The organism is Pirellulales bacterium (assembly GCA_035939775.1).
GTDB lineage: Bacteria > Planctomycetota > Planctomycetia > Pirellulales > DATAWG01 > DASZFO01.
On the sequence record DASZFO010000295.1, the window covers coordinates 1 to 12,892 of the forward strand.

Sequence of the window (12,892 nt, forward strand, 5' to 3'; positions counted from 1 at the left end):
CGCCGCCGCTGCGGCGCTCGTTTTGCTCGGCTCGACGGCGTCGAGCACGTTGCCGCGCACGCGCTGGGTCTTGCCGATCTCGGCGCGCAGGGCCTCGATCACCTTGTCCAGGCGCGAGCGGATGGTCGGATAGGAAACGCCGACCTGCTCGGCAATCTCCTTCAAATTGCCGCCGGCCAGCACGAACATTTCAATGAACCGCTGATGTTCGACCGGCAACTCCGCCAGGCGCGCCATCGGAAACGCCGCCGAAATCGTCACGTGACAATCGCCGCACGTCATCTGCGTGACGGCCATCGCCGCTTTACAATAGGGACATTCGTTGCCAATCGGCTCGATCTGATCGGGCATGACATTTCACTTTCTCGATTGAATATATCAATGAGTTCAATAAAATCAATAGATAGTTCATAGTTTTATTCATATTATTTACTTCTCAGCCCACGCCGCGGCGAGATCTTCGGTCAGCGACGTGTCATGGTCGGGAGACCATGCCACAACGCGGGGGCGGAACGCCGTTGGCGTAAAAGGAGGACTCAGCGCGGCGCGGCTTTGCGGAAGTTGAGAACTGGCGCGAGGCTGGCGTCTTCGCGACGGCGGAGGATCGAGACGAGTTCACCACTGGAGTCGATTCCGGCGAATTCCTGCCCGGTCGCGCCGCTGACAACACTCCCAGAGTTCGACGGGACGAAGAGTCCGTTGATTGCCAGTTGGACCTCGGGATCGGAAAGCTGAACGCGGGGCAATGAATTGACGGCTTGCAGCGGCGAAAGCAGGATTTGCGGCAGCGACTCGGCGCTCAGGGCGTTCAAATCGCAGGCGTCTTCAACTCGGAATTCGCCGACGGCCGTGCGCTCCAGCGCCGACATAACGGCGGCGGTGCCGAGCGATTCCGCCAAATCGCGCCCTAGCGCTCGGACATACGTTCCCGAGCCGCACTCGATCTCGAGCGTCAACGTCGGATAGTCATAGGCCCCGATGATCAGACGATGGATCGTGACCGGCCGCGGCTGCAATTCGACCGCGCGGCCTTTGCGCGCGAGTTGATAGGCCGGGCGTCCGGCGATTTTCAGGGCCGAGAAGGCCGGCGGACGCTGTTGGATTTCGCCGACGAATCGGGCGGCGGCTCGCTCGATCTGATCGCGAGACGGAATTGGCGGATCGCTCAGCTTTGTCACCGGCCGCTCGATGTCGTCCGAATCACTTTGCTGCCCCAGCAGAAATGTCGCCCGATAGCGCTTCGGCATTCGTTGCACATACTCGGCCAATCGCGTCGCCGGGCCAACGCACGCCACGAGCACGCCCGAGGCCAGTGGATCGAGCGTGCCTGCATGACCGATCTTCGCCGGCCGGACCAGCCGCTTGATCCGTCCGAGCACGCCGGCGGACGACGTGCCGACGGGCTTGTTGAGATTGAGCAGGCCGAACATTGGAACAAGCCCCGTTCACGCCCCGTAAATCTTGAAGTCGTATAGATCCGCGATGTCGCCGGCCGTCTTGTGCTCGAGGCCAGTGAATCGTCGCAGGAGCGCGTCGGGGTCATTGACGCCGAGCGAGGCGAGCGCGCGGAATTTGTGCTCAAGGAGCGCATCCAGGTTGCCGCTCGTGTTACGGGCGTGGCCTTCGGGATACATGATCAGGCCGCTGGAAAGTCGGCCGAGCGCAGCGTGCTCGATGACGACGGTCGTTGGGATGCCATCGGGAAACTTATCGTCGTATTCCTTGCCGCCGTGGCGGAATTCGATTCGCTCCATCAGCCGGCGGGTGCGCGGGTGCATGATGGCCTCGTCGCTGTAATCATCCGGCATGAGCATCAACTCCTTCCAGCCGGGCCGCTTCTGCTCGAGCGCCTTCCGCAGGAGCGCGGCGATGATGTAGAGCATGGAATGATCGGCGCTCTGGCGCGTGCGCGGGTCGCGCTTGGCCGGATCGCCGATGATGTGAAACGCCGGCTCGTAGATGGTGATCTCGATGCGGCGGAGCTGGTCGGCGTCGTCAAGCAGCCCCGGATGCTTTGCCAACAGGTCCATCAGCCCTTGAATCGCGCCGGCCGATTGATGCTCGTACAACCCGAGCTTGAAGTGCATTCCCATCACGGCGAAATCGTTGCCCGCGCAGCCCAGCACCAGATCGAACGGGCTGTCTCCCTTCCGGTCCGGCGGCTCGAACAAGCAAAACACGGCCTCGGGATTGCGAAAGATGTCGGCCGGCCCGACAAAGCCGCGAATGGCGCGGATCGCGCTTATCACGGCCACTTCCGCGCTGATTGCGGCGGATGCCCCTTTGGAATCGGAAAGCTGTTCACCGGCCCGAATCGCTCGGAATGGGACATAGTGGGCCACAACCAATCCGATGGCCGATTCGATCTGCTCGGCCGTGGCCCGGCGCGCCGCGGCAAACACCGCAGCCGAGGCGATGGCCCCATATAGTACGTGGTCGATCCGATGGTCCTTGAGCGAAAATACTTCCGCCAGCCGGCCGCGAATCTCATCGAGCAGGATCATCGCCCGCAGAGTTTGCCGGCCGTCGAATCCGCGCAATTGAGCCGCGGCAACGGCCACGGGATAGAAATCGTTGTGGCCGAATTCCCCTTTGGTGTTTCCACGGGCCGGGTTGTAGCCAAAGTTCGTGCCGTTCGCGTCCCACTCGCGAACCGCCGAGCAATTCGCCAGCACCGCTTTTTCCGGTTTCACGAGACTCCGCGAGCCGAAGCAGGGCACGCCCCGCGCGGGTGGCCGCCAGTCGTACTCGAGCGCCTCGTTGCGCAGCAGGGTCGGAGCATTCGCCCGCCGGGCGAGCGCCGACACCCCGCAAGCCATGCAGTCAGAATGCAGCCGTTCGACCATCCGGATAACGGATTCATCCGGCCCGGCGAACTTGTCGGCCAGAAAGTCGATCGCGAATTGTCCTAATCCACGGGCCTGATTCTGGTTGCGCGGCAGAGTGACATATTCGTTCGTCACGCGATGATCTCGCAAGTCGATTGATCGCCTCCCGAGGAATTATCGAGAGTGTCGGTCTGCCGAACAAGTGGCCGGTGAACGGGCAATTTGGGCAAGAAAAACGGGGATAGCATGGCCTCAATGAAGCGTTTTGGCAAAGCCTGCCGATTGTATGAATTATCCGACATCGACCGCTTCACTCAGGTTCTCGTCCTGCAAAGGCCCTGTCATGCGTGTGCTTCAAGGAAAGAGAGCACTTATAACCGGGACCGCGTCGGGAATTGGCCGCGCGATCGCGCTCGCGCTGGCCGCCGAACGCTGCCACGTCTATCTGCTCGATATCGACGACGCCGGCGCTGCGGAAACCGCCGCGCTGGCGCGGCGGAATGGTGTGGAAGCGATCTCCGCGCGTTGCGACCTCACCGTTCCCGCCCAAATCTCGACCAGCATTCAAAAGCTGCTCGAGCGCTGGCCGGCGATCGACATCCTGGTTAACAGCGCCGGAGTGGCCTACTACGGCCCGACGGAGAATATGACCGCCGCGCAGTGGGATTGGCTGCTGAAAATCAACCTGCTGGCGCCGATCCAATTCACGCGCGAATTGCTGCCGACCCTGCTCGCCCAGCCGGAGGGACACATCCTGAATGTGTGCAGCATCGCCGGATTGGTGGCTGGCGGGCGGGCGGCCGCATATCAAGTGAGCAAGTTCGGACTGGTCGGGTTTACCGAGGCCCTGCGATCGGAATATGTGCGCCGCGGCGTTGGTTTGACGGCGCTCTGCCCTGGGCCGGTCCAGACGAATCTATATCGCTCGGCAATCAGCGGGCGACCGGGTAGGCCAGTCCCCGAGCCGCCGGCTTGGGCGTGCGCGACGCCTGAGCAGGTCGCCCGCAAAGCGATCCGTGGCATTCGGAAAAACAGCTCGGTCGTGCTCGTGACTCCCATGGCTTACGCTCTGTCGTACATCAAGCGGCTGTCGCCCGGACTGCTCGATTGGCTCAATTGCCTGGGGCGCAAAAAGCGATCGCCAGCCGTCGCGACGTCGCCCGGTCTTCGCCTGGCCGATCTTCCGACGCCAAGCGTCGCTATGGCGACGATCATTCGGGCCAACAGGTTTTCGAATCGCCCGATGGCGGCCAAAACGATCGCCGCCGAGCGACTGCATTTCGACAGCGGCGGAGTGCATTGCGAGGCGCTCCTGATGCGGCCAGCGCGCCGAGAGGAGCCGCTGCCCTTGGTCATCATGGCACACGGCTTCGCGGCCGATAAAAGCTTCGGGCTTGCTCCCTATGCCGAGCAGTTTGTCCGTCGCGGCATGGCGGTGATGCTATTCGACTATCGCCATTTTGGCGGCAGTGGCGGAGTGCCGCGGAACCTGGTCAGCCATTGGCGGCAGCGCGAGGACTGGCAGGCCGCGCTCGATTTCGCGGGCCGACTTCCAGGGATCGACCCCGCGCGAATCGCGCTCTGGGGGACATCCTTTAGCGGCGGGCACGTGCTGGAGTGCGCCTCTCGCAATCCGAATGTAGCGGCGATCGTCGCGCAGGTGCCAATGCTCGACGTACCCGGCTCGCTCCGCGGATACTCGCTGCGATATCTGCGGCAAGCGGCGTGGCACGGCCTGCGCGATCTCGCCAGGGCCGCGACCTTTCGCTCACCGCATCGAGTGCCCGTGATCGGCTCGGCGTCGGCCTTTGCCATCATGAACAAACCGGGCTGTGAGAGCGGATACCGCCGATTAATTTCTGACGAAATTGCTTGGGCAAACTCCTGCCCGGCGCGGGTCTTGCTGACGTCGCTATTGAATCGGCCGATCAAGCGCGCGGCCCGCGTCCAATGTCCGGCGCTGTTCGTCGTCGCCGAGCAAGACCAACTCGCCCCTGCTCGGACGGTGCGGAAAGCCGCGGCGCGAATGGCAGGTGCGACGGTCGTTTCGTTGCCCGGCGATCATTTCGCGCCCTATTTCGATGAAACCTTCGAGGAAGCCGTCCGCGTCGAAGCCGACTTTCTGGAGCGCTGCCTCATCAATGCCGTTAGGCTCCCCATCTCGGAGCGCCGCCCGGCGACGAGCCCGGCACGCAAGCAGCGCCTCTCGCCCCAACTCCGGGCCGCATGATTCGAAGCAACTAACCATTGGCAAGGATTGCACCGTGGCACTTTGGCAGAATGTCCGACTGAACAGCGGGTTGGCCGACGATCCGGCTTGGCGGCGCTTCGTTATTCGCTGGAGCTTGGTCAGCCTGCTGTTGATCGGGCTGGCGGCATACAACAGCTACGGCTTCTATCAGTTCGACGAGCACTACCAGGTTATCGAACTCGTCGGCTACAAGCTCGGCAAGACGCCCCAAACTGAACTGACTTGGGAATTCCACGACCAAATCCGCCCCTGGCTGCAGCCGGCAATTTATTACGCGGAGGCCAAGGCGTTGATCGGATTGGGTGTCGAGAACCCATTTACGCTGGCGACAGCCTTTCGGGCGATCAGCGGACTGATCGGCTGGTTGGCCGTTACATCGCTCATGCTGACGGCCAATGTCCTGTTCGGCGCCGGCCGAGGTCGGCGGCTGGCGGTAATGCTCTTGGCGATGTTATGGCTGATCCCCTATCTGGCCGTGCGCACATCTTCCGAATCACTGTCCAGCGATTTCTTTACGTTCGGTGTCGCCGCGCTGTTGCTAGGTTCGACGGTCCGCGAGCGGCAAACGGCAACAGATCGAAACCGGAGAAGTTTCTCGCCCGGAGCCGCATTAATCGCCGGCCTCTGTTTCGGGCTGGCGTTCGAATTTCGCTTCCAGATGGCGTTCGCGGTGCTGGGGGTGCTCGGCTGGGTGATCTATTCCGCCGCGGAATGCGGAAGAAAGCGACTCGGGATGATCGCGTTGATTTGCGGCGGCGGGGCGCTGATGGTCCTCTTGGGCACGTGCCTCGACCGTTGGGGCTATGGCCGCTGGACGATCGTTCCGTGGAATTATTTCTATGACGATATCGTGGTCGGCCACCCGAGCCGCGATGGCACCGCGCCCGTTTGGTGGTACTTCCTGATCATGAATTTCAATCCACTGGCGCCGATCACGTTATTGTGGACGGCGGCCATGCTGGTCGCCTGGGTCCGCCACCCGTGGCATATCGCCACCTGGGCCACGCTGCCGTTTTTCGTCGCCCACAGCCTGGTCCCTCACAAGGAACTGCGATATCTGTTCCCCCTGACGCTGCTGGCGACTTTCTTGTTCGTCGTCGCGCTGCTGCCGGGGACCGGAATGCGTCGGCGGCCTGCATGGATGCGGGCGATTTGGCGGCGACGCCGTTCATGGGCGGCTAAATCGCTCGTGGCCTTCAATCTGCTGGGCCTGGGATACGTTTGCTTCGTGGCCCGCGAACCGAGCCTGAATTTCCAACACTACCTTTACGATCACTATCCGCACGGCTGCACGATGTACGTGCTGGGAGAACAAACGCGGAGCCCCTTCGAAAACGTCGGCGCAACTATGTTCTTCTACCGGCCACCAAACTTCACGCTCCAACGTTTGCGCGACGACGATGAGTTGGCAAAGATTTTGCGACGCGGCGCCGGCGATTTTCTCGTCGTGCGGGACCGACTGGCGGATTGGTCGCCGACCGATGCTTCACCCGCTGACGTGCGGCTGATTTATCGCACATATCCCGAGTGGGTCGAGAACTGCAATTTCTGCAATTGGTTGCAGAACTCGAAACGGTTCAGCTTGTACGCGGTCAGCCCGCTATCGAAGGCGGCGTTCGCGTCGCGGTTGCCGGAGCGAGCGACCTCGTCCATCGCGGCGGTCCCGAGCCGGCCAAATGATTTGACCAAGTTGCGTTGACGTGCGCGAGTCAACTGGTTTTTGCGACGCGACGATTCGATCCGCCCTGTCGCCTTGGAATGGAACTACGATGCAGCTTTCCATCATCATCCCCGCTTACAACGAAGAGCAACGTCTTCCGCGTACGCTTTCGCTCCTAGAAGCGTTCTTCCACGGCTCCGGCGCCGTTGGTCCGTTGCAGCTTCGGGAGGTCGTCGTGGTGGACGACGGCAGCCGCGATGCGACTTCGTCTGTCGTTCGCACTTGGCGAGGAGCGATGCCGCTGCGATTGATTCGACTGGAGAAGAACAGCGGCAAAGGCGCCGCCTCGCGCGCTGGAATGTTGGCGGCCGTAGGTGATTGCTGCTTGCTTTACGACGCGGATGCCGCCACGCCGGTGAGCGAGATTCCCAAACTGGCCGCACGGATGTGCCGGGACCGCGCCGATCTGGTGATCGGTTCCCGTGTCCGCGGCCGAAAACATAATCTCGTGTCGATGCAATGGCATCGTCGCCTGATTGGGAGCGGATACCACTGGCTCTGCTCGGCGCTGATTCCAGGGATCGACGACGCAGCCTGCGGAGCGAAACTGTTCACGCGGCGGGCGGCTCAGGACTTGTTTTCCCGTCAGAGAATCGATCGCTTCGCCTTCGACATTGAAGTGCTTTCCATGGCCCTGCGGCGAGGATATACCATTTGTGAAATGGCGGTTCGTTGGGAGGCCGTTCCGGGTTCCAAGGTAAATCTCCTGCGGGACACGCTGAATATGTCGTGGTGCGTGCTGAAGCTGTACGTGCGACAAGCGCTGCTCCGCGACCTGAACGACCGTGGCGCCGAAGCGGCAAATCCCTACGGTGCTGATCTCATGCGCCCCGAGACCTTGCAACCCTAGGAACCGAATCATGCGAGCGATCACCGGCGTGGCGATCACGCTTTGCGGCGCGGCTGTGTTTATCGCTACTAGCGAACGGCATGTGCCTAGGATCCCGAGCGGAATCTTGTTTGCGATCGGGGCCTTGATCGTCTTGACTCAATTCAAAGCGGTCGCCGGCAACGTGCGATTTTTTCCGCGGGAAACCGGGCCTGAATCGAGTCGTGATCGGACGGGGATCGCGTCGGCCGGACGTCGTGAAGACTTGGTTCGGGCTTGAAAAAAACAACGCGGCCCCGCCGATTGCACCGTGGGCCGCACTGGCCGACTGCGCTGGCCACTGCCACCCCGGCTGTGTGCCCCTGGTCCGCCGTGTGCCCCTGGTCCGCCGTGTGCCCCTGGCCCGCTGTGTGCCACTGGCCAGCAACGTCGGCCAGTGTGGAGCGCCGTTGATCCCATCCAAAAAAAACAACGCGGCCTCGCTGATTGCTCTACGAGGCCGCGTCTCGTGAAACCGATCGCTCGATTCCCGGTCCTCTTCGTGACTTGTGGCTGGCTTTCGGAGCCGGCGTTCTTGATTTAAGGGTGCGGCGAGGGGTGAGCACTGGGGCTCGTGTCTCGCCGCGCGGCAAGGGGTGAGCGCTAGGGCTCGTGTCTCACGGCAAGGGTTAATCTTTCCGGCTCCCCGCTTTGATCCCGCCCTCGATCACAGGGCCAGTTGCCTCGGTCGTGAGACCGGCGACAACTGTTGAGAGCGTCTAACAAATCCGGCGGGGACTGTCCCCTTTTTGTGGAGTCGGCGGAACAAAACGGGGACTGTCCCCTTCGCCCAGCCGGATTTGTTAGACGCTCTTAAGGGACCTCCGCGGAAGCGTTTTCAGCCACTCACTGGGACGTTGTCCAGCTTAAAAAACTTCGGCGAGAGGAGGAGGAGGGGCTCGGGACTGGGGGCTGGAAAGCCCGGTGGCTTACGCCGCCGGCTCAACTCATCCTTCATCCTTCATCCCTCATCCTTTTCTTCGCTTTCCTCTCAGTGACCGCCTGACGCCCCCAGGCCGCCGTTTAATCGAAGCTTAGGAACTCACAACCTGGCAATCTGCCCGGCCGCTCGAGCCCCGGAATCGGTGCGAAACGTCTTCGTCTCCCTCGCCCTCTGGGAGAGGGAGAAACGACGGTAGCACCCGCGCCATCGTTCGCCCCTCCGTAGAACGGCCGCCCGCGGCGTGTTAGATTGCAGGTATGCAAATCGAACAGCTCGGACCCTATCGCATCGACCGGAAGATCGGCCGCGGCGGGATGGGGACCGTTTATCAAGGCACGAACGTCGAGACCGGCCAGCCGGCGGCCATCAAGGTGCTCAATCCGCGGCTGGCCGTCGAGGAGGGCTTTCGCGAGCGGTTCGAGACCGAGATCGAGACGCTCAAGAAGCTCAAGCATCCGAACATCGTTCGGCTCTATGGCTTCGGCGAGCAGGACGAGCATCTTTACTATGCGATGGAGCTGGTCGAAGGGACCAATATCGAAGATGAGCTGCACGCCGGGCGACGGTTCAACTGGCGCGAAACGACGCAGCTCGGCATCAAGCTGGCGAAGGCGCTCAAGCATGCCCACGACCACGGCGTGATCCATCGCGACCTGAAGCCGGCGAACCTATTGTTGACCGGAGAGAACGACATCAAGCTGGCCGATTTCGGCATCGCCCGGCTGTTCGGCAATACGCGGCTCACGTCCGACGGCGGCCTGATCGGCACGGCGGAATACATGGCCCCCGAGCAGGCCGACGGCCGGCCGGTCACTTTCCATTGCGATTTGTATAGCCTGGGGGGGGTGCTGTTCGCGATGCTGGCCGGGCGGCCGCCGTTTCGCGGTGGATCGCTTCCCGAGTTGCTGCAATATCACCGCCTTTCGGAGCCGCCGCGCGTGTCGCGGTTCGCGGCCGACGTGCCGGACGAGTTGGACCAGATCATCGCGCGGCTATTGTCGAAAGACCCGCACGCGCGGGCGACGAACGCGTTGGTGGTGGCCAGGCAACTGGCGGCGATGGAGCATGCGCTCTCGCTGCCGCAGACGAGAGTTGGCGAGCGGGAGGGCCGGAGCGAATCATCGGACGAAGACGTATTGGCGCGAGGCGACGGGAATGCGACGCGCGCGGCCGATTCGCTCGCCGCACCCCGGCCCGGCGTTCCGGCCGTTGACGGCTTTTCAGTCGATTTGGCTGGTGCGCCTGCTGGACTGCATAAGGACCGCGAAGCGAAGGATGCGCGTGAGATCGAGTCCGAAAGCCACGGGCAGCGAGGGGGACAGTCCCCTTTTGTTTCCGACCATCTGGCGATGGTGCCCGCTCCACAAAAGGGGACGGTCCCCAGCGGTTCCGAATCCCAACCGGGCCGTTCGAGCGGTGCCGCCAACGCAGACAGCCTGCGTCCGGACCCAACTCGCACGACGGCCGCCGCGGGGTTGTCGCATGGCGAGCCGGTGGCCTCGGCCGTGTCGCACCGGTCCGATCCGGCGGCGACAGCGGCCGGCGCGATTTCGGCAAGCGTGCTGGCGCAGGACGCGCCTCGCGCGCCGGTGCGCGCAAAGCCGGAGTCGGTCAGCCGGTTCACGACGGTTGAAGAGGACGAGCAGCGCCGCACCGCCTCGGAATCGGAGCGCGGGCCGGTCTGGGCGCAGATCGCGGCGCTGGCGGCGAGCCTGGCGATGATCCTAGGGCTGGCGTTTTATCTGACGCGGCCGCCATCGGCCGACGCCCTCTATCAGCGCATCGAAGCGGTCGCCGCTGATGACAAACCGGAGCGGCTTTTGGACGCCGAGGACGACATCCATCGCTTCCTGAGCCGCTTCCCCGACGATCCCCGCGGGGCCAAATTGAAGAGCTATCAGGATGAGATCGAACTGTTGCACCTGGAGCGCACGGTGCAACGGCTGCCGCGGCAATTGGCGACCGGCAAATCGGTCTCGCCGATTCAGCGCGATTATGTCGAGGCGATCGGGCTGGCGGGAACGTCGCCGCAGCGAGCGATCGCCAAATTGCAAGCGATCCTCGAAGTTTACGGCCAATCGCCTGGCCCGCCGGACGCGACCGCGCAGTTTTTGGAACTCACGCGGCGGAAGCTCAAGCAGTTGGAGGAGCAGAGCCAGCACGAAGCGCCGGAGTATCTGGCCGTGATCGATGCCGGCTTGAAGGAGGCGGAGCGGATCCGTTCGACCGAGCCGGCCAAAGCCCAGGCGATCTGGTCGGGCATCGTGGAACTGTATGGCGATAAGCCTTGGGCGGCGGAACGAGTCGCGCGGGCAAAGGCGGCGCTTAGTGAGGCGCGCGAAGTTGCCAAGGCGGGGCATTGAAGTTGTAGATGAGCAAACCACGGATTGCACGGATGGCACGGATATTTTGGACCAGGTCAAATCCATTTCAAGCATGAAGCTAATCCGTGAAATCCGGTGAAAGAATGACGCCCGATCCGCACTCACTGACTGCTGGTTTTCCCACGATCCGCATGCGCCGTTTGCGTTATCATCCGCGGATTCGGGAGTTGGTGCAGGATGTGCGACTGTCGCCGGGGAATTTCATCTTGCCGCTGTTCGTGCGGCCTGGGAAAGGCGTTCGCCGGCCGATCGCGGCGCTGCCGGGGCATTACCAGTTGTCGATCGATCAGATTGCGCCGGAAATTCGCCGCGCCGTTGAATTGAAACTTGGTGGCGTGTTGCTCTTTGGCATTCCCGCTGAGAAAGATGCCACGGGTAGAGAGGCATTCTCCGATGACGGGATCGTGCAGCAAGCGATTCGCGCCGCGAAAGAGATCGCGCCGGAATTGCTCGTTGTCACCGACGTTTGCTGCTGCGAATACACAGAGCACGGGCATTGCGGCGTGGTCGGCAAACAAACCGGCCGGCAGGACGTGGATAACGATGCGACGCTAGAACTGCTGGCCCGGCAGGCGGTGAGCCACGCCCGAGCCGGGGCCGATCTGATTGCCCCGAGCGCGATGATGGACGGCATGGTGGCGGCGATCCGGGCGGCGCTCGACGCGGCGAGCTTCACGCACGTGCCAGTCATGAGCTACGCAGCCAAGTATGCGAGCGCGTTCTACGGCCCGTTTCGCGAGGCGGCCGAGAGCGCGCCGCAATTCGGCGATCGCCGCGGCTATCAGATGGATCCGGCGGCCGCGGCCGGGCAAGCTCTGCGCGAAGTGGAGATCGACTTGGCCGAAGGGGCCGACATCGTCATGGTCAAGCCCGCCCTGCCCTATCTCGATGTCATCCGCGCCGTGGCCGAGCGATTCCCCGGCGTGCCGATGGCGGCCTACAATGTCTCGGGGGAATACGCGATGATCCAAGCCGCCGCCGCCAACGGCTGGCTCGACGAACGCGCCGCCGCAATGGAATCGCTAATCGCCATCCGCCGCGCCGGGGCGACGATCATTTTGACCTATTGGGCGGCGCAGGCGGCGGAATGGCTGGGCGAGTAGAAGAGATTGCCGAAGTGGCGTTAAGGGTCAACCGAGGAACGGCAAATGCAAACTCTCAAATTTGTATCGTGGCAAGACGGAGACGCTTGGCTCGGTTATCTGCAGGAGTATCCGGACTATTGGAGTCAAGGAGATACGCTCGATGACCTTAAAGGCCATCTTCGCGATTTGTACCATGATTTGACGAGCGGCGAGTTGACTGGTATTCGAAAAGTCGATGAATTGATCATCTCGTGAAACGCATCGCTCTCATTCGGAAACTGGAGGGAAGGGAATTAGTATGAGCCAAATCGTTGATGCTGTTTACGATGGTGCAGTCTTGCGGCCGGAGTCGGCGCTGCCATTGGCGCCGAACACGCGAGTTCGCCTTACGGTCGAGATAATCCCTCCAGAAGCCGCCGAGTATTCGTTCCTTGCCGTCGCTCGTTCGCTCAAGCTTTCCGGACCACCCGATTGGTCCGAAAACCTCGACCACTATCTGTATGGCAATGGCGATCCAACCGAATGACGAAGTGCTCTTGGACACTTCATATGCGGTAGCCCTTTCAGCCGTGTGAACGTCATGTTTGTAGGCAACCCCGAGTCGCGCGCCAAATCAAGAATCGTAGCTCAAGGCATCGGCCTGAAAGGCCGGCGGAGCCCAGCCCAGGGTGCAGTCCGCCAACGGCGGACGGAACCCTTGTATGTTTCTTCGGCGCGAGTGATCGACGTACCCGTGGGTACGACGGAGAATGAAATTGTCACCGCCGTGGGACGGCCTGCGCAGCGGAGGCGAGCGCCAGCGAGCCGGAGCGG

At 62.4% G+C, this 12,892-nt stretch carries 11 protein-coding genes; 8 read left to right on the forward strand and 3 right to left on the reverse strand.

Going from position 1 to position 12,892, the window contains the following annotated elements:
- From VGY55_18300 to VGY55_18310, 3 genes are all read right to left on the reverse strand, one after another.
- Positions 1–351: DUF2089 family protein (locus VGY55_18300; GenBank protein ID HEV2971931.1), on the reverse strand; the 351-nt coding region annotated here is incomplete at its 3' end.
- A gap of 185 nt (positions 352–536) precedes the next feature.
- On the reverse strand, positions 537–1,430 hold the full coding sequence (truB, locus tag VGY55_18305; GenBank protein HEV2971932.1) for a tRNA pseudouridine(55) synthase TruB: 894 nt from the start codon (positions 1,428–1,430) through the stop codon (positions 537–539).
- A gap of 15 nt (positions 1,431–1,445) precedes the next feature.
- Positions 1,446–2,963 (reverse strand): MmgE/PrpD family protein, encoded by a 1,518-nt coding sequence (locus VGY55_18310; protein ID HEV2971933.1) that lies wholly within the window; start codon positions 2,961–2,963, stop codon positions 1,446–1,448.
- 208 nt (positions 2,964–3,171) lie between these two features.
- Between VGY55_18310 and VGY55_18315 the strand changes: the two genes are divergently transcribed.
- The 8 genes from VGY55_18315 (at position 3,172) to VGY55_18350 (ending at position 12,605) form a co-directional block, all read left to right on the forward strand.
- Entirely contained in the window at positions 3,172–5,058 is a 1,887-nt protein-coding gene (locus VGY55_18315; protein HEV2971934.1) for an SDR family NAD(P)-dependent oxidoreductase, read from the forward strand.
- A gap of 34 nt (positions 5,059–5,092) precedes the next feature.
- Positions 5,093–6,778 carry a hypothetical protein gene (locus VGY55_18320; GenBank protein ID HEV2971935.1) on the forward strand — a complete coding sequence of 562 codons (1,686 nt, stop codon included), beginning with the start codon at positions 5,093–5,095 and terminating at the stop codon, positions 6,776–6,778.
- A gap of 70 nt (positions 6,779–6,848) precedes the next feature.
- Positions 6,849–7,649, forward strand: coding sequence for a dolichyl-phosphate beta-glucosyltransferase (locus tag VGY55_18325; GenBank protein ID HEV2971936.1), 801 nt, complete (start codon positions 6,849–6,851; stop codon positions 7,647–7,649).
- A 10-nt stretch (positions 7,650–7,659) separates the two neighbouring features.
- Positions 7,660–7,908: a hypothetical protein gene (locus VGY55_18330; GenBank protein HEV2971937.1), complete on the forward strand. Its 249-nt coding sequence runs from the start codon at positions 7,660–7,662 to the stop codon at positions 7,906–7,908.
- Between the two features lie 959 nt (positions 7,909–8,867).
- Complete coding sequence (locus VGY55_18335; protein HEV2971938.1) at positions 8,868–10,973, forward strand: serine/threonine-protein kinase; 2,106 nt, start codon at positions 8,868–8,870, stop codon at positions 10,971–10,973.
- Between the two features lie 86 nt (positions 10,974–11,059).
- Positions 11,060–12,097: a porphobilinogen synthase gene (gene hemB, locus VGY55_18340; GenBank protein ID HEV2971939.1), complete on the forward strand. Its 1,038-nt coding sequence runs from the start codon at positions 11,060–11,062 to the stop codon at positions 12,095–12,097.
- Positions 12,098–12,142: 45 nt separating this feature from the next.
- Positions 12,143–12,334: a hypothetical protein gene (locus VGY55_18345; protein HEV2971940.1), complete on the forward strand. Its 192-nt coding sequence runs from the start codon at positions 12,143–12,145 to the stop codon at positions 12,332–12,334.
- A 43-nt stretch (positions 12,335–12,377) separates the two neighbouring features.
- Positions 12,378–12,605: a hypothetical protein gene (locus VGY55_18350; protein HEV2971941.1), complete on the forward strand. Its 228-nt coding sequence runs from the start codon at positions 12,378–12,380 to the stop codon at positions 12,603–12,605.
- The last annotated feature ends 287 nt before the right edge of the window (positions 12,606–12,892 follow it).